This window comes from Methylobacterium sp. Leaf465 (genome assembly GCF_001424705.1).
Lineage (GTDB): Bacteria > Pseudomonadota > Alphaproteobacteria > Rhizobiales > Beijerinckiaceae > Methylobacterium.
Map to the genome: position 1 here is coordinate 160,041 of NZ_LMRA01000047.1, position 15,888 is coordinate 175,928.

Annotated in this window: 12 protein-coding genes; 6 read left to right on the top strand and 6 right to left on the bottom strand. The window is 72.2% G+C overall.

All coding sequences use genetic code 11. The annotated features are described in order from the left end of the window. Positions 1-266 precede the first annotated feature (266 nt). Positions 267-560: a succinate dehydrogenase assembly factor 2 gene (locus ASG51_RS21620; protein WP_056221932.1), complete on the bottom strand. Its 294-nt coding sequence runs from the start codon at positions 558-560 to the stop codon at positions 267-269. Between the two features lie 236 nt (positions 561-796). Here ASG51_RS21620 and recG point away from each other — a divergent pair, with 236 nt between their 5' ends. Beyond that, positions 797-2,944, top strand: coding sequence for an ATP-dependent DNA helicase RecG (gene recG, locus ASG51_RS21625; RefSeq protein WP_056221929.1), 2,148 nt, complete (start codon positions 797-799; stop codon positions 2,942-2,944). 217 nt (positions 2,945-3,161) lie between these two features. On the opposite strand, the gene ASG51_RS21630 is transcribed toward recG, so the two are convergent. After that, the gene (locus ASG51_RS21630; RefSeq protein WP_244480224.1) at positions 3,162-3,701 is read right to left on the bottom strand and encodes a DUF2380 domain-containing protein; all 540 of its coding nucleotides are present in this window, start codon (positions 3,699-3,701) and stop codon (positions 3,162-3,164) included. A 160-nt stretch (positions 3,702-3,861) separates the two neighbouring features. Here ASG51_RS21630 and ASG51_RS21635 point away from each other — a divergent pair, with 160 nt between their 5' ends. Continuing rightward, positions 3,862-4,827 carry an AraC family transcriptional regulator gene (locus tag ASG51_RS21635; protein WP_244480001.1) on the top strand — a complete coding sequence of 322 codons (966 nt, stop codon included), beginning with the start codon at positions 3,862-3,864 and terminating at the stop codon, positions 4,825-4,827. 139 nt (positions 4,828-4,966) lie between these two features. Here ASG51_RS21635 and ASG51_RS21640 read toward each other — a convergent pair whose 3' ends face one another. Further along, the gene (locus ASG51_RS21640) at positions 4,967-5,719 is read right to left on the bottom strand and encodes a DUF502 domain-containing protein (RefSeq protein ID WP_056221922.1); all 753 of its coding nucleotides are present in this window, start codon (positions 5,717-5,719) and stop codon (positions 4,967-4,969) included. A 208-nt stretch (positions 5,720-5,927) separates the two neighbouring features. Here ASG51_RS21640 and ASG51_RS21645 point away from each other — a divergent pair, with 208 nt between their 5' ends. Next, positions 5,928-6,191, top strand: coding sequence for a hypothetical protein (locus ASG51_RS21645; RefSeq protein WP_056221917.1), 264 nt, complete (start codon positions 5,928-5,930; stop codon positions 6,189-6,191). Between the two features lie 251 nt (positions 6,192-6,442). Here ASG51_RS21645 and ASG51_RS21650 read toward each other — a convergent pair whose 3' ends face one another. Next, on the bottom strand, positions 6,443-7,189 hold the full coding sequence (locus ASG51_RS21650) for a Crp/Fnr family transcriptional regulator (protein WP_056382958.1): 747 nt from the start codon (positions 7,187-7,189) through the stop codon (positions 6,443-6,445). Between the two features lie 561 nt (positions 7,190-7,750). On the opposite strand from ASG51_RS21650, the gene ASG51_RS21655 reads away from it, so the two are divergent. The 3 genes from ASG51_RS21655 (at position 7,751) to ASG51_RS21665 (ending at position 12,337) form a co-directional block, all read left to right on the top strand. After that, complete coding sequence (locus ASG51_RS21655) at positions 7,751-10,015, top strand: TonB-dependent siderophore receptor (protein ID WP_244480229.1); 2,265 nt, start codon at positions 7,751-7,753, stop codon at positions 10,013-10,015. 36 nt (positions 10,016-10,051) lie between these two features. Next, positions 10,052-11,686: a PepSY-associated TM helix domain-containing protein gene (locus tag ASG51_RS21660; protein WP_056382963.1), complete on the top strand. Its 1,635-nt coding sequence runs from the start codon at positions 10,052-10,054 to the stop codon at positions 11,684-11,686. Positions 11,687-11,782: 96 nt separating this feature from the next. Continuing rightward, entirely contained in the window at positions 11,783-12,337 is a 555-nt protein-coding gene (locus ASG51_RS21665) for a PepSY domain-containing protein (protein ID WP_056221905.1), read from the top strand. Between the two features lie 48 nt (positions 12,338-12,385). On the opposite strand, the gene ASG51_RS21670 is transcribed toward ASG51_RS21665, so the two are convergent. Together ASG51_RS21670 and ASG51_RS21675 are read right to left on the bottom strand one after the other, a co-directional pair. Then, positions 12,386-13,732, bottom strand: a complete 1,347-nt coding sequence (locus ASG51_RS21670) for a sigma-54 dependent transcriptional regulator (protein ID WP_056275093.1) — start codon at positions 13,730-13,732, stop codon at positions 12,386-12,388. An 8-nt stretch (positions 13,733-13,740) separates the two neighbouring features. Then, positions 13,741-15,654 (bottom strand): ATP-binding protein, encoded by a 1,914-nt coding sequence (locus ASG51_RS21675; protein ID WP_082514179.1) that lies wholly within the window; start codon positions 15,652-15,654, stop codon positions 13,741-13,743. Positions 15,655-15,888: the final 234 nt, after the last annotated feature.

The window sequence follows — 15,888 nt, forward strand, 5'->3', positions numbered from 1 at the left end:
GTTGATTCGGAGTGGACTATCGCGGTCGTTTTTTGGGTATCGGCGCGAACGTCTGCGGATCTACGGTCTGCCCCGATGATCGACGGCAGGAAAAGCACCTCTCGGCCGGCGCTCTTCTTGTGTTTTCAGCTCCGACGCTGACCGGCCTCGACCGATCGACGGTCTCCCCACGACCCCGGCGCCGATGCCGGGGCCGGCGAACCCGATGCTCGGGAATCCGGTGGCGGGAAGTCGGGGGCGGGGACGGGTCGCGCGCGTGCCGATCCCTAGTGGATCGGCGCGTCGTGCCTGTGGAAGGCCTTGAGGCGGCGATAGACCGGGGTGTCGTAGTTCGCGGGCGTCGCGTCCTCGCCGGTGAGCCAGCGGAACAGGTCGCGGTCGGGCACCTCGATCAGGGCCTCGAAGGTGGTGAGCTCCTCCTCCGTGAGGGTGCCGATCTCGGCATCGGCGAAGCGGCCCATGATCAGGTCCATCTCGCGGATGCCCCGGTGCCAGGCGCGGAAGAGGGTGCGGCGGCGGCGCGGATCGAGGTCGGCGCTGGTGCGGGTGGTGCCGGACATGCGGTCAGCCTGTGATGCGGGGATCCCGGGATGCCGTGATCCTTGGATCGGGGGATCCTTCGGATCGTGGCAGCCCCGGCCCGGCCCCGGTGCGTCATCCGTCGCGGGACCAAGCCTTCCAGGCGGTATATAGAGTCAGCGGCCCGCGCCGCCATCCCGCCCGGGCCGTCCGGTTCCGCCCGGGTCCTGCCCCCTCCTCCGGATTCCCATCCGCCCGTTTCCCGCCCCCGAGCCGCATGACCGAGCCTGCGTCCCGCCAGCCCCTGCTCCGCCCGAGCGTCCTCGATGCCCTCTTCGCGCCCGCGCGCGGCCTTCCCGGCATCGGGCCCAAGATGGCGCCGATGATCGAGCGGCTGCTCGGCACCCCCGAGCAGCCGGCCCGGATCGTCGACCTCCTGTTCCACCTGCCGCAGGGCGGCGTCGCCCGGCGCCTGATGGGCTCCATCGCCGAGGCGCCCCCCGGCGAGCCCGTGACCCTCGGCGTCACCGTGACGGGCTACCGGGCGCCCCAGCCCGGGGCGGGCCGGCGGCCGTTCCGGGTGCTGGTGGAGGATGCCACCGGGGACATCACCCTGGTGTTCTTCGGCATGCCCCAGGCCCGGGTCGAGAAGATGCTGCCCCTGGGGAGCCACCGCTACATCACGGGGCGCATCGACCTCTGGGACGGGCACCGCCAGATGGTCCATCCCGCCCGCATCGTCGACGAGGCGGGGCTCGCCGCCCTGCCCACCGTCGAGCCGATCTACGGCGCCACCGAGGGGCTGACCTCCCGGGCGATCTCGAAGCTGGCCCATGCCGCCCTGGAGCGCCTGCCGGTGCTGCCCGAGTGGCAGGACCCGGCCTGGATCGCCCGCGAGGGGCTGCCGGCCTTCGCCGACGCCCTGCGGGCCGAGCACCGGCCGGAGGTGGCCCCGCCCCCCGTGCCCGAGGGCGGCGGCGCGGCCCCCCGCTCCCCGGCCCGGCGGCGCCTGGCCTACGACGAGCTCCTGGCCTCGCAGCTGGCCCTCGCCCTGATGCGGGCCCGCAACCGCCGGGCGCCCGGCCGGGCCAATGCGGGGGACGGGCGTTTGAGCGGCCGGATCGAGGCTGCCCTGCCCTTCGGGCTGACGGGGGCGCAGAGCCGCGCCGTGGCCGAGATCCGCGCCGATCTCGCCTCCGACCGGCGCATGCTGCGCCTGCTCCAGGGCGATGTCGGCTCCGGCAAGACCGCGGTGGCGCTCCTCGCCATGGCCTCGGCCGTGGAGGCCGGGCGCCAGGCCGCCCTGATGGCCCCCACCGAGATCCTGGCGCGCCAGCACTTCGAGCGCCTCGCCCCCCTGGCCGCGCCCCTGCGCCTGCGCCTCCTCACCGGGCGCGACAGGGCCTCCGAGCGCCGGGCCACCCTGGCGGCCCTGGCGGCCGGCGCGGTCGACATCGTCGTCGGCACCCACGCGCTGTTCCAGGACAGCGTGGTCTTCGCCGATCTCGGCGTGGCCGTGGTGGACGAGCAGCACCGCTTCGGCGTGCACCAGCGCCTGGCTCTGGGCGCCAAGGGCGCGGCGGTCGACATCCTGGTGATGACGGCGACCCCCATCCCCCGGACCCTGGCGCTGACCTGCTTCGGCGACATGGACGTCTCGGTGCTCGACGAGAAGCCCGCCGGGCGCCAGCCCATCGCCACCCGCCTCGTCTCCACCGACCGCCTCGACGAGGTGGTGGCGGGCTTGGGGCGGGCGCTCGCCGCCGGCGACCGGGTCTACTGGATCTGCCCCCTGGTGGCGGAATCCGAGTTCGTCGACCTCGCTGCGGCCGAGGAGCGCTTCGGGGACCTGCGCCACAGCTTCGGCGACGCGGTCGGGCTGATCCACGGCAAGATGCCGGGGCCCGACAAGGACGCCGCCATGGAGCGCTTCCAGCGGGGCGAGACGAAGATCCTCGTCTCCACCACGGTGGTGGAGGTCGGCGTCGACGTGCCGGAAGCCAGCATCATGGTCATCGAGCATGCCGAGCGCTTCGGGCTGGCCCAGCTCCACCAGCTCCGCGGCCGGGTCGGGCGGGGCGCGCGCGCCTCCACCTGCCTGCTGCTCTATCGCGGGCCGCTGGGCCAGGTCTCGCGGGCGCGCCTCGAGATGATGCGCGAGACCGAGGACGGCTTTCGCATCGCGGAAGAAGACCTGCGCCTGCGCGGCGAGGGCGAGGTGCTGGGCACCCGCCAATCGGGGATGGCCGCCTTCCGCCTGGCCAGCCTGGAGACCGACGCCGAACTGCTCCAGGTGGCCCGCGACGACGCGCAACTCGTGGTCCAGCGCGACCCCGGCCTGACGAGCGCGCGGGGCCAGGCGCTCCGGGTGCTGCTCTACCTGTTCGAGCGCGACGCGGCGATCCGCCTGCTCGGGGCGGGCTGACCGGACGATCGGGCGCTCGGTTCGCCGCGGCGAGCGGCCGGGACGGGGGATGTCTGCCCGTTCGCTTCCCAGCAACGTGTTGCGGAAGCGAACATCCGTCATCTGCCGGAGGCTTTTTCCAAGCAGAGGATTTGCTCCGGTACGAGAGTCTGGCCAACCGAGCGAAACGCCATCTTGCGCCTGTAGAGAGTGTGCCTCCCCTTCGATAGGTGATCGGCTAAAGCGGCTTCGCCGCCGCATCGCGGATCTGGGCGACGAGGAACGCCTCGGCGCGCTGCCACGACTCATCCGTATCGCCCCGGAAATTCAGGTCGCGGGTCATGATATCTCGGCCCGTCCGTGCATCAACCAGACGCGCCCAAAGCTGAAGGATCAGGGTGCTGCTTTTATGCACGACGCCGACGAAGATCAGCTGCGCACCGCGATCCCGTGCGGCTTGGAGCAGGCAAGTCGCTTGGCCCGTGGGGCAATCCTGGCGCAGGTGCTCGGCGGGAAGCACGGCCGCGCGGTACATGCCCGTGCCGGTAAGATCGACGGCGAGGCCGTCCGTCAGGCGTGCCAGACGCTCCGTGTGCTGAACGGACTGATCAGCGGGCTCGCCTGAGGTGTCGAGCAATTTGAGAGGCAGCACCGCGACCGAAACCGGGGTGGTTTCCGCCGCGCGGATCGGTGTTCCCGCCAGCGATGTCATGACGCCGCCGATCATACCGATCCGATACGCGTGCCGTATGACGCTGCGATCGATGAAAGCCGACATGGCCGTTCCCTCCCGGATACCTCTGGCCTGATCCACGCCGGCCAATTCCCTCCGGTCTAGGCGACACCCAACCCCCAATCTTGCCATCCTGCGCCAAAGCGCGGACCTTGCGGCCGGGAGGCCATCCATGTCGGCATACGGACTGACCAGGGCGCGCACGATGGGGCCGATCGCCGAGGCGGTCGCCGCAGCCGGCGGTTCCGTCGGCCGCGCCTTCGGTCGCGCCGGAATGCCCCTGACGCTCTTGGATACTCCGGATCGGCTGATCCTCCTCCGGGATCAGCTCACGCTCGTCGAGGCAGCCATCCGCGAGATCGGCGATCCCGCCTTGCCGGCTCGGCTCTCGACCCGCACCGGTATCGCAGGCCTGGGTCCCATCGGCATCCAGGTGCAGTCCGCTGACACCCTCGGCGACGCCCTTGGGCGGGTGGAGGTCGTCACACCGCTGCTCTTGCAGACCGCGACCCGGACCGGCGTCTGCTGCCGGGGTGCGGAGGCCTTCTACGGCTACGAAGTCGCCGAGCGGATCGCGTGCGGGCGTCAGGCCAACGAGATCCTGGCGCTCGGCTATCTGCTGGGTACGGTGCGCCATTTTCTCGGCAAGGCCTGGCGGCCTACGCGCGCCGTGGTGACAGGGGCGTGGCTCCCGGCCCGCGGCGAGATCGAGGTCCTGTTCGGATGCGAGGTCGCGCTAGGCCCACGCGCTGGGCTCGCCTTCCCAGCCAATCTTCTGGAGACCGTCAATCCCTGCCGCTTCCGTCCTGTTCGCGACGGGGCCATGCAGGACGCGCCGATCACCGATCGGCTCGCAGATTGCGTCGCACACGTGATCGCCCTCGAACTCGACGAGGGGGGCTCTTCCATCGATCGCGTGGCCCGACGCCTCGGCCTCTCGCGCCGGACCCTCCAGCGCCGCCTGGAGGAGGTTGGTACGTGCTACGCCGACATTCATCGCCGCATCATGCTTCTCCGCGCGGGCGAGCGGCTGGTTGAGACGACGCTGAGCATCGGGCGCATCGCCGCAGAGCTCGGCTACGACGATGCAGCTCACTTCACGCGTGCGTTCCTGGGCTGGACGGGCTCAACGCCCAGCCAATGGCGGCGGCACCACGGTCTGCGCTCCTGATTGAGCACGAAGCTGCGGGAACGCGCATACGGCGAATATCCGCCGTTGAAACCCTTTCAAATCCGCTTCCAGGGCCTCGGTCGGTTGCAGACGGCACCAAGCCTCCGGGTTCGACGACGAGACGCCGGGGGCGCCCGGATCAGGCGTCGACCTTCGGGGGCTCGCCGTGGGCGGCCCGCAGGCTCGCCGCCAGGGCCTGGAATTTCGCGGGGTGGTCGTCGGGCTGGATCACGCCGGCCGACATCACCAGCTTGGCCGCGTCGTCCACGCTCATGGCGATCTCCACGATGTCGGTCCGCGGCAGGTAGAAGAAGAACCCGGTGGTGGGGTTGGGGGCGCAGGGCAGGAACACGCCGACATGGTCGCCCCCCGGCGCCAGGGCGTTCTGCACGTCCGGGGCGGCCGGCGCGGACAGGAACACCACCGACCAGGTGCCCTTCACGGGGAATTCCACGAGGCCGACGGTGCGGAACGAGGTGCCGTTGGCGGAGAACAGCGTCTCGAAGATCTGGCGCAGGCCCTTGTAGAGCCCGGAGATCACCGGCGTGCGGGCGAGCAGCACCTCGCCGAACTCGACCACGCTGCGCCCCACCAGGTTGGCGGTGAGGAAGCCCAGCAGGGTCACCGCCACGAAGGCGATGAGGAGGCCGAGGCCCGGGATCGAGAACGGCAGGTAATGGTCGGGCAGGTAGCTCGCCGGCACCAGGGGCTTCACCCAGCCGTCGATGAGGCTGATGAACCACCAGGTCAGGTAGATCGTGATGGCGAGCGGCCCCGACACGATGATGCCGGTGAGGAAATAGGTCCGCAGGCGGCCCCGCGCGCTCACCCGCGGGCGGGCGCCGGCCTCGGGCTCGGGTGGGGGAAGCGGGGGGGACAGGGTGGGTGCCACGGATGCACTTTCGGCCGGGGGGACGGCGTCTCGGAGCGCCCTGCACGGAACGCCCCTGCCCCGCGCGGCGTGCGGAGCCGGGGTTCCGGCAAGCTTGGCCCCCGTCCCAAGAGGTAGCCCCTGCGCTCCCGCGGCTCAAGACCGCGTCCGCGCCCCGTGCGACGGGTCGCGTTGCGGCCCCGCCCCCCGGGGGCCTATGGAAGAGCGCATGACCGAGAAGCTGACGATTCGCGCCCTGTGCGACCTGGGCCTCATTCCCGCGACCGAGGTGACGGCGGCCGTGAACGCCTACATGGCCGACCCGATGGCGCCGCCCTTCGTCTTCGGGGCGGGCTACCGGCTGAACCTCGGCAAGGCCATCCGCCGCCATCCCGGCGCCAACGACTTCGTCCTGCGCAGCGGCGCCGGCCCGCAGCTGAAGCGCCCCTTCGTCGAGGCGGCGATCTGGGAGGCCCGGCCCGACCGGGGCTGAGCCGAGCCGCGCGCGTTCTCGGCCGCGGACGTTCTCAGCCGCCCAGGATGGTGGCGAGGACCTGCCGGGCGCGCGCCCGGTCGGCGCGGGCCTGGGCGGCCTCCGCTCCGCCGCCCTGGCGGGGATTGGCCCCTGGCGGGGATTGGCCCCTGGCGGGGATTGGCCCCTGGCGGGGATTGGCCCCTGGCGGGGATTGGCCCCTGGCGGCTGGCGGGGATTGGCCCCTGGCGGGGATTGGCCCCCGGCGGGGATCAGGCCCCGCCGATCAGCCGGGCGTACTCGGCCTCGGCGGTGCCGTAGCTTCCGTCGGCCAGGGTCCGCAGCGCCGGGCGGTCGAGGATGGTGATGCGCCCGCGCCGCGCCCGGATCAGGTTCTGGCCCTCGAGGTTCTGCACCGCGAGGGTCGTCCCGGAGCGTCGCACCCCCAGCATCAGGGCCAGGAACGCGTGCGTGATGGCGATGTCGTCGCCGTCGATCCGGTCGTGGCACATCAGCAGGCAGGCGGCCAGGCGCACCTCCAGGGTGAAGGTGGCGTTGGCGAAGGCGGTCTTGCCCAGGTGGACGATCTGCACCTGGACGAAGCGCAGCAGCAGATGGCGCAGGGACGGGCTCTGCCCGACGGCCGCCAGGAGCGCCGGGGCGTCGATGGCGAGCAGGCGGCCGGCGCTCTGCACGAAGGCGTGGTGGGGGGTGCGATCGCTGTCGAGCAGGATCGGCGTGGCGCCCACGAGGCCCTCCCGGCCCACGAGGCCGATCTCGACCCGGCCGGCCGAGGCCTCGGTGACGATCGAGACGAATCCGCTCTCGGGAAAGTACAGCCGCTCGACCGGCTGGTTGGGTCGGATCAGCAGCTGGCGGAGCGCGCCCGCCATCGGCTCCAGGTGCGGCGCGAGCCGCGCGAAATCCTCCGGCCCCATCGCCCGCAGGAGCCGGTTCCGCACCGTGGCCTGCCGGACCGGATCGGGGGGCGAAGACCTCGGCTGTGACGGATCCGGCATGGCGCTCCTCCCAGGACGGCAAGAGCGCGCGGTCTCCCGACCGCCCGCGGCGGGATGCGACCGACGGTTCTGAGATGGAGTTGTGGGCGCGCGTTTCAAGTATCCGTGCGGGTCTGCATGGTCTCTCGGCAGACGTCGGACATCCTGTTTCGGTGCGTGGACCGACGTTCGGGATCTTCCCCGGAGATCCTCGGGGACAAGCCGCTCCCGGCCCGCGCCGCCGGAGCGCGGCCCGTCCGGGGTCCCCGGATCGACGCCCCCTCCGCCGGCTGTGCGCTTTGGGTCGCGGTGCGGGTTTTTTCGCAGAGGGCGGGATTAAGGGTGGTGTCCGCGCGGTCTGCTCATCTCAGTTCCAATCTGGAATAAGTAAAAAACATATCTCTTGCAGATGAATTGGGAATCCTGCCAAGACGTTTTGGTGCTTCCGAAAGTAAGTCAATTCACGTCTGCGGTAGCGCCTTCGTACTCACCCTGGAATGGTCTTTGGCTGTGAACTGCTTTGCGTCGCGTGAGCGTGCCCGTCCCGTCGCCAGAGCAGCCCATCGCTGTCTCTTGGTCACGCTGCTGTCCGGCGTTGCTGCGGTCGGGTTCGCGCTCCGGGATGCGCAGGCGCAGAACGCCACCGACGCGGTGACCCTCGACACCCTCTCGGTGGAGGGCGCCGGCGCGGGCCGGAACGCCTCGGGCAGCCAGCCCGGCGGCGCGGTCGGCCCGGTGCCCGGCTACGTCGCCACCCAGAGTCGGGTGGCCACCAAGACCGACACCCCGATCCTGGAGACGGCGCAGTCGATCTCGGTGATCGGCCGCCAGCAGATCGAGGACCAGAACGCGCTCACCATCAACCAGGCCCTGCGCTATTCGCCGAGCGTGACCACCGAGCAGCGGGGCGGCGCCGGCGCCACCCGCCTGGAGCAGTTCTACATCCGCGGCTTCACCGCGCCGCTCTTCCTCGACGGCCTCGCCCTGCCGGGCAGCCGCGACGCCTCGGCGAGCATCGATCCGTTCCGGGTGGAGCGCATCGACGTCATCAAGGGCCCGGCCTCGGTGCTCTACGGGCAGTCGGGCCCCGGCGGCATCGTCAACTTCGTGTCCAAGATGCCGCGCTTCGTCCAGCACGGCGAGATCTTCGTCCAGGGCGGCGGCTTCAGCGAGGTCCGCGGCGGCTTCGACATCGGCGGCCCGATCCCGTCCGCGGCGGGGCCGCTGGCCGACCAGTTCGCCTACCGGGTGATCGGCCTCGGCTGGAAGGGCGACGGCCCGGCGGTGACGACGCAGGTCGAGCGCGTGCTCATCAACCCGAGCGTCACCTGGCGGCCCTCCGCCGACACCTCGCTCACCCTCATCGGCAACTACCAGCGCGATCCGTTCTCGGGCTTCTACGGCGGCTTTCCCGCCGTGGGCACGGTGTTCCCGCGCAATTTCGGCGGCGGCGTCACCGGCCGCCTGCCGGTGGACTTCTACGACGGCGACCGCAACTTCGAGCGCTCGGACCGGACCCAGGCCTCGATCAGCTACATCTTCGACCACGACATCAACGAGGCGCTGCACGTCCACTCGGCGGCGCGCTACCTGCGCACCGAGGGCGATTACCGCAGCGTCTACAGTGCCTTCAGCGAGAATACCGGCCCCTTCAGCAGCGGGCCGCTCATCGACCGCTCGCGCATCGCCACCCGGGTCGGGATCGATGCCTACACCATCGACAACAACCTCGTGGGCAAGTTCGACACCGGCCTCTTCGCGCACACCGCCCTCGTCGGCGTGGACTACCGGAGGTTCGAGACCCGCACCCTGTCGACGGCCTTCCCGGCGGCCCCCAGCCTGAACGTGCTGGCGCCCGACTACGCCATGACCATCCCGACGCCGCCCTTCACCACGGATGCGCGGATCACGTCGGAGCAGACCGGCCTCTACGTCCAGGACCAGATCAAGTTCGACCGCCTCGTCCTCACCCTGGGCGGCCGCTACGACTGGGCCAGCAATTTCGGCCCGACCCGGAGCCTCACGACCAACGTCGTGACCAACCAGGACGTGCCCTCCGAGGCCTTCACCGGCCGGGCGAGCCTGCTCTACCGCTTCGACAACGGCGTCGCGCCCTACGTCTCCTACAGCGAGGCCTTCGAGCCCATCACCGCCGGGCGGATCTTCGACGCGAATTTCGGCTCGGTCGGCCGCATCCCCGATCCGATCACCAGCGACCAGTTCGAGGCCGGCATCAAATACCAGCCGCCCGGCACCGACATCCTGCTCACCGCCGCCGCCTTCGACATCCGCCGCTCGAACGCGACCAACGCCGATCCGGTCAACCGGAACTTCGTGGTGCAGACCGGGGCCGTGGGGGTGCAGGGCCTGGAGTTCGAGGCGCGGGCCAACCTGGCCGAGGGGCTGAACGTCATCGGCGGCGTCTCGGTCATCGACGCCCGCACCGTCTCCGACATCACCACGACCCTCAACCAGGTCACCAACCAGCAGGTGCCGCTCCGGGGCCGGGTCCCGGTCCAGATCCCGGACACCACCGCCTCGCTGTTCGTCGACTACCGCTTCACCAGCGGCCCCCTGCTCGGGCTCGGGCTCGGCGGCGGCGTGCGCTATCTCGGCTCCTCCTGGGGCGACCCGGCCAATTCCTTCAAGGTGCCGGAAAGCGTCCTCGTGGATGCCGTGCTCACCTACGACCTGAAGAACCTCGACGCGACGCTCAACGGCTTCACGATGCAGGTCAACGCCCAGAACCTCCTCGACGAGCGCTATGTCACGGGCTGCTTCAGCTACTCGAGCTGCTTCTACGGCCTGCCCCGCACCGTCTACGCCACCCTGCGCTACCGCTGGTAACGCGTACCCTCGCCAGGCCCGCCCCCCGGAGGATGCATGGGAACGAGCTTCCGCCAGGCGATGGCCTGGCTCCACACCTGGTCCGGCCTCGTCGTGGGCTGGGTCCTGCTGGCGGTCTTCGTCACCGGCACGGCGAGCTACTACCGGACGGACATCTCGCGCTGGATGCGGCCCGAGCTCCGCCAGGTCGAATCGCTCAGCCCCGACGCCCAGGTGCGGGCGGCCGAGTTCGGCGTCGCCCACCTCACCGCCCATGCGGGCGGGGCGCGGAGCTGGTTCATCGGCCTGCCGACCCCCGACAGCCCGGTCGTCGACCTGTTCTGGCGGACGAGGCCGGGCACCCCGCCGGGGCAGGCCCGCCTCGACCCGGCGACGGGGGCGCCGGCGGTGATCCGCGACACGAAGGGCGGCGACTTCCTCTACCGCTTCCACTTCGAGCTGCACATGCCGCCCCTCTGGGGCCGCTGGATCGTCGGCCTCTGCGCCATGATCATGCTCGTCGCGCTGATCTCCGGCGTGATCACGCACCGGCGCATCTTCGCGGACTTCTTCACGCTGCGGCGGGACAAGTCGGCCCAGCGCGGCTGGCTCGACGCCCACAACGTCACCGGCGTCCTCGCCCTGCCCTTCCACCTGATGATCACCTACACGGGCATCGTCACCTTGAGCGTGATGTACATGCCCTGGGGCATCACCACGGCCTACAGGGGCGAGGCCCAGACCTTCTTCGCCGAGAGCGGCCAGATCCCGGCGCCGCGCCCCCCCGCCGGGCAGCCCGGCACCCTGGCGCCCATCGGCCCGATGGTGCGCGCGGCCATGGCGACGGTGCCCGAGCCCCTGGAGCGGCTGGCGATCACCAATCCGCGGGACGCGAACGCCGTGGTGACGGCGGTGTTCGAGGAGCCGCACGGGCTCTCGCACGAGCACCCGCAGGTCGCCTTCGACGGGGTGACCGGCGCGGTGCGCGAGGTCCGGCAGGGCGGCCTCAAGCCGGCGACCCGGACCTTCACCACCCTGGTCGGCCTGCACGAGGCGCATTTCGCCGGGCCGGCCCTGCGCATCCTGTTCTTCGTCTGCGGCCTGATGGGCTCCGCCATGGTGGCCACCGGCCTCGTGCTGTGGTCGGTGGCGCGCCTGCCCAAGGCCGGCGAACGGGGCTTGCCTGGCCTGCGCCTGGTCCAGGCCCTCAACATCGGCGCCGTCGCCGGGCTGCCGGCGGGAATCGCGGCCTACTTCCTCGCCAACCGCCTGCTGCCCCTCGGCCTGCCGGGGCGGAGCGACGGGGAGATCGCCGCCTTCTTCGCCACCTGGGGCCTCGTCACCCTGGCGGCCCTCGCCGGGCCGGGGCGCCGGGCCTGGGGCGCGGCGCTAACCGCGACCGCCGGCCTCTATCTCGCGGTGGTGGCCGCCGACCTCGCCCTGGTCGATCACGGCTGGGCCGGGCTCCTCGCCGGGCAGGCGCGCTTCGTTTGGTTCGACGCGACGCTGCTGGCCCTGGCGGGCCTGTTCGCCGGCGCGGCGCGCAAGCTCGCCCGCTACGCCGGGCCGCGGCAGGCGGCCCGGGCGGCCGCCGCGTCCGGCGCGGCAGGATCGACCCCCGCCCCGTCCGCCTCCCCGCCGCACCGCGCGCATCTCGGCGGCCTCGCCCCGACGGGCCCGTCGGCCCGCTGAGGTCCGGCGGCGGCAACCGGATCGACGCGGGGCAACCAAACGGGCCGGTGCCCGTTTCCAGGGTCCTTCAACGAACCCGAAACGGGACGACCCGCCATGATGTACCGCCTCGCCGCCGCCGCCGGATTCCTCGCCCTGAGCTCCGGCCTCGTGCTGGCCCAGACCCCCGCCGCCAAGATGGACGCCAACACGGACAAGGACCTGAAGGAGTACCAGCGCGCCGCCGTCAGCAAGGTCACCCTCGCCCAGGCGCTGACCACCGCCGAGCAGCAGGGCGAGAAGGGCCGCGCCATCGACGCCGACTTCGAGAAGGCCGACGGCAAGAACCCGAACCACTACAGCATCAAGGTCGTCTACCCCGACGGCAAGCTGGTGGAGTACGGCATCAACGCCGATGACGGCGCCCTGTACAAGACCGAGAACCAGCCGATCGAGCGCTACTTCACCCGCCTGAAGCCGGCCGATTTCCAGAAGGCCACCACCTCGCTCAAGGACGCCCTGAAGATCGCCGAGCAGAAGGCCGGCGGCGGCAAGGCCTACGAGGCCGAGGTCGAGCGCGAGGGCGCCTCGGTGCAGTACGACATCAAGGTGGCGCTCCCCGACCGCGAGCAGAAGGTCAAGGTCGGCCCCGACGGCAAGGTCGTCGACTGATCTGAAGCGGGCGGCCGGCCCCAGGGCCGGCCTCCCCGACCGGGGCCGTCAGCGGTAGTCGGTCGGCGTGAGCCCGTGGCGGGCGATCTTGTCGTAGAGGGTCTTGCGCGGCGTCCCCAGGGATTCCGCCGCCAGCCGGACGTCGCCCCCGGCCATGATCAGCTCCTCGCGGATCAGGCCGCGCTCGAAGCGGTCGACCTGATCCGCGAGGGTGCCGGCGGTGACGGCCTCCGGGGCCGAGCGCTCCAGGTCGGCGAGCCCCAGGGCGTAGCGCTCGGCGAAATGCCCGAGTTCGCGCACGTTGCCGGGCCAGTCGTGCCGGCGCAGGTGATCGAGCACCGGGCCCGTGATCGCCGGGACCGCGCGGCCGAAGCGGGCGGCCGCCCGCCGCAGGAATTCCTGGAACAGCAGGATCACGTCCTCGCGCCGGTCCCGCAGGGGCGGGATCGCGATCGTGATCACGTTGAGCCGGTGGTAGAGGTCGTCCCGGAAGGTGCCCTGGGCCGCGGCCTGGCCGAGATCGACCTTGGTGGCGGCCACCACTCGCATGTCGACGGCCAGGGACTCGTTGCCGCCGAGCGGCTCGACCCGGCGCTCCTGCAGCACGCGCAGCATCTTCACCTGCAGGTTGAGCGGCATGCTCTCGATCTCGTCGAGGAAGAGCGTGCCCCCCTGGGCGTGCTCGATCCGGCCGACCCGGCGCTTCAGGGCGCCCGTGAAGGCCCCGGCCTCGTGGCCGAACAATTCGCTCTCGGCGACGCTGTCGGGCAGCGCCCCGCAATTCATCGCCACGAAGTTGCGCTTGGCCCGCCGGCCCCAGCGGTGCAGGGCGCTCGCCACCACCTCCTTGCCGGCGCCGGTCTCGCCGAACACGAGGACGTCGACGTCGGCCTGGGCCACCTCGCGCACGAGCTGGCGCAGGCGCACGATGCCGGGCGAGACCCCGAGGAAGGCCGGATCCTCCTCCAGGGCGGCGTCGAGGCGCGCCCGCAGCTGGCGGTTCTCCAGGACCAGGCGGCGGCGCTCCAGGGCGCGCCGGGCCGAGGCCAGCAGCGCCTCGGCCGGGTAGGGCTTGGCCAGGAAGTCGTAGGCGCCGTCGCGCATCGCCCCCACCGCCATGCGGATGTCGCCGTGGCCGGTGATCAGGATGACGGGCAGCTCCGGGTCGAGGGCGCGCAGGCGGGCGAACAGCGCGACCCCGTCGAGGTCGGGCAGGCGCACGTCGGTGATGACGAGGCCGGGGGGATCGGCCAGGATCGCGGTCAGGGCCGGCCCGGCGGCCCCGAAGGTCTCCACCGTGAACCCGTCGAGCTCCAGGCTCTGGCGGTTGGCCCGGCAGACCTCCGCCTCGTCGTCGATGAAGACGACCCGCTCCGCCGAGGCCGCCCCCGCCATGGTCTCGCTCACGTCGTCGCCTCCGCCGGTCCGGCCACCCCGGTCCCCCCCTGTGCCGCGGCCTTCACCAGGGCCATGCGGAAGATCGTGCCGCCCGCCGGATCGCCCTGGACGGTGAGGCTGCCGCCGCAATCCTCGACGATTCCGCGGGCGATGGCGAGCCCGAGCCCGAGCCCGTCCGACTTGGTGGTGAAGAAGGCGTCGAAGATCTGCGCCCGCACCGCCTCGGGGATGCCGGGCCCGTTGTCGCGGACCGCGACCACCACGCGGTCCGGCGCCTCCTCGGCGACCTGCACGCCGACGCGCGGGTCGGTCCGGCCCTGGACGGCATCGAGGGCGTTCTGGAGCAGGTTCACCACGACCTGTTCGAGGCGCGGCCCGTCGCCGAGCACCCGCAGGCCGGGGCGCGCGCCCTCCACCACCAGGGGGATGCGGGCGGCCGAGGCGCGGGCCTCCACCAGCTCCAGGCTGTTGTGCAGGATCTCGGACAGGGCCACGGGCTCCCGCCTGGCGGAGGAGCGCCGGGCGAAGCCCTTGAGCTGGCGGGTGAGGCCGCCGATGCGGTCGGTGAGGCGCCCGATGGCGAAGGCGTTCTCGGCCGCCTCCTCCGTCCGGCCGCGCCGGACCAGGATGGCGGCGTTGTCGGCGTAGGAGCGGATGGCGGCCAGCGGCTGGTTGATCTCGTGGGCCATGCTGGCGGCGAACTGCCCGAGGGCGGCCAGGCGCCCCGCCTGGGCGAGCTCGCGCCCCAGGCGCTCGCGCTCGGCCTCCGCCCGCTGCCGCTCCTCGATCTCGAGGCGCAGCATCCGGTTGGCGTCGGTGAGCTCCAGGGTCCGCTCCCGGACGCGGGTCTCGAGGGCGTCCCGCTGGGCCGAGGCGCGGGCGAGGCGCGCGCGGTTGCGCCGGCCCCGGCCCGCCAGCGCGGTGAGGCCGAGGCAGGCGAGGCCCGTGACCAGGGCGGCGATGATCCAGGCCTGGACCCGCTCGCGCTCCACGGTGCGGCCCAGGGGCGTCAGGGCGGTGAGCCGCCAGGCGGTGCCGGGGATCGGGACGTCCAGCCGCAGGGCGGCCCAGGCCGGGCGCGCGCCCTGGCCGACGCGCACGAGATCCTCCGTGCCGGCGACGGGATAGAGCGGCATGTCGTCGAGGGGCGCGTCGCCGAATTCCAGGGCCTCGCGGATGCGCCGCCGCTCGGCCTCGTCGATCCGGCGCAGGGTGGTGAAGCGCCAGGCCGGCTCGCTCGCCACGAGGACGATGCCGCGCGCATCCGCGACGAACACCCCGTCCCCCGCCGCGCGCCAGGCCGCCTCGACGCCGTTGAACTCGATCTTGACCACCACGACGCCGCCGGCGGCGCCGATCCGCCGGGACAGGTAGAGGCCGGCGCGGCCGCTCACGGTGCCGAGGGCGAACTGCGAGCCGGACCCCTCCTGCATCGCCTGCCGGAAATAGGGCCGGAAGGCGTAGTCCCGGCCGAGGAAGCTGCCCCGGCTCCCCGCATTGCTGGCCGCGGCCGTGACGCCGTCCGGCCGGATGACGTAGATCACCGCCGAGTCCGTCGCGGCGGCGACCTCTGCGAGGCGCCGGTTCACGCGGTCGATCAGGTCCGCCGGGGGCGCGGCCTGCGCGGCGGCGGCGATCTCCGGATCCGCCGCTAGGGCCAGGGGCAGGGAGGTCTGCTTCTGCATCTCGGCCGCCAGGACGCCGACCTGCAGCCCCAGCGTCGCCGCGGCCGTGCGGCGTAAATCGGCCAGGGCCCAGCGCTCGGCGATCCCCCCGGCGAGCCAGGCCGCGAGCAGGATCGCGGCGACGCTCGCCAGCAGGACGAGGCTGCGCCGGCTCGGCCCCTGCGACGCGGGGGCCCGGGGCGCGCCGGGCCCCTCCTCCGGCCGGGATCGGGCCGGCTGGGCGCGGGGCCTCATGCCGGTCGGACCCCTGCGATTTCCCGGAAAGGATTTCGCCGCCGCGTCCGGGTTTTCGCAAAGCGATCCTGCGCGCGCCGCGGACTCATCGTGAAAACGATCCCGATTTCAAAGGCTTAACGAAACGTTTCGCCGGCGCTCGCCCTGGCATGCCGGTTGCCATTCCGGAGGGGTAATGCAGCCCTGCGTCGACCGCAGGACTGTCCGCCGCAGGGCCGCCGCCCCCGCCGCCGC

Excerpts from the sequence above, each read along its gene's own strand:
- ASG51_RS21620 (WP_056221932.1), bottom strand. The coding sequence starts at position 560 with ATGTCCGGCACCACCCGCACCAGCGCCGACCTCGATCCGCGCCGCCGC.
- recG (WP_056221929.1), top strand. The coding sequence starts at position 797 with ATGACCGAGCCTGCGTCCCGCCAGCCCCTGCTCCGCCCGAGCGTCCTC.
- ASG51_RS21665 (WP_056221905.1), top strand. The coding sequence starts at position 11,783 with ATGATGTACCGCCTCGCCGCCGCCGCCGGATTCCTCGCCCTGAGCTCC.
- ASG51_RS21675 (WP_082514179.1), bottom strand. The coding sequence starts at position 15,654 with ATGAGGCCCCGCGCCCAGCCGGCCCGATCCCGGCCGGAGGAGGGGCCC.
- ASG51_RS21650 (WP_056382958.1), bottom strand. The coding sequence starts at position 7,189 with ATGCCGGATCCGTCACAGCCGAGGTCTTCGCCCCCCGATCCGGTCCGG.
- ASG51_RS21645 (WP_056221917.1), top strand. The coding sequence starts at position 5,928 with ATGACCGAGAAGCTGACGATTCGCGCCCTGTGCGACCTGGGCCTCATT.
- ASG51_RS21670 (WP_056275093.1), bottom strand. The coding sequence starts at position 13,732 with ATGGCGGGGGCGGCCTCGGCGGAGCGGGTCGTCTTCATCGACGACGAG.
- ASG51_RS21635 (WP_244480001.1), top strand. The coding sequence starts at position 3,862 with ATGGGGCCGATCGCCGAGGCGGTCGCCGCAGCCGGCGGTTCCGTCGGC.
- ASG51_RS21630 (WP_244480224.1), bottom strand. The coding sequence starts at position 3,701 with ATGTCGGCTTTCATCGATCGCAGCGTCATACGGCACGCGTATCGGATC.
- ASG51_RS21660 (WP_056382963.1), top strand. The coding sequence starts at position 10,052 with ATGGGAACGAGCTTCCGCCAGGCGATGGCCTGGCTCCACACCTGGTCC.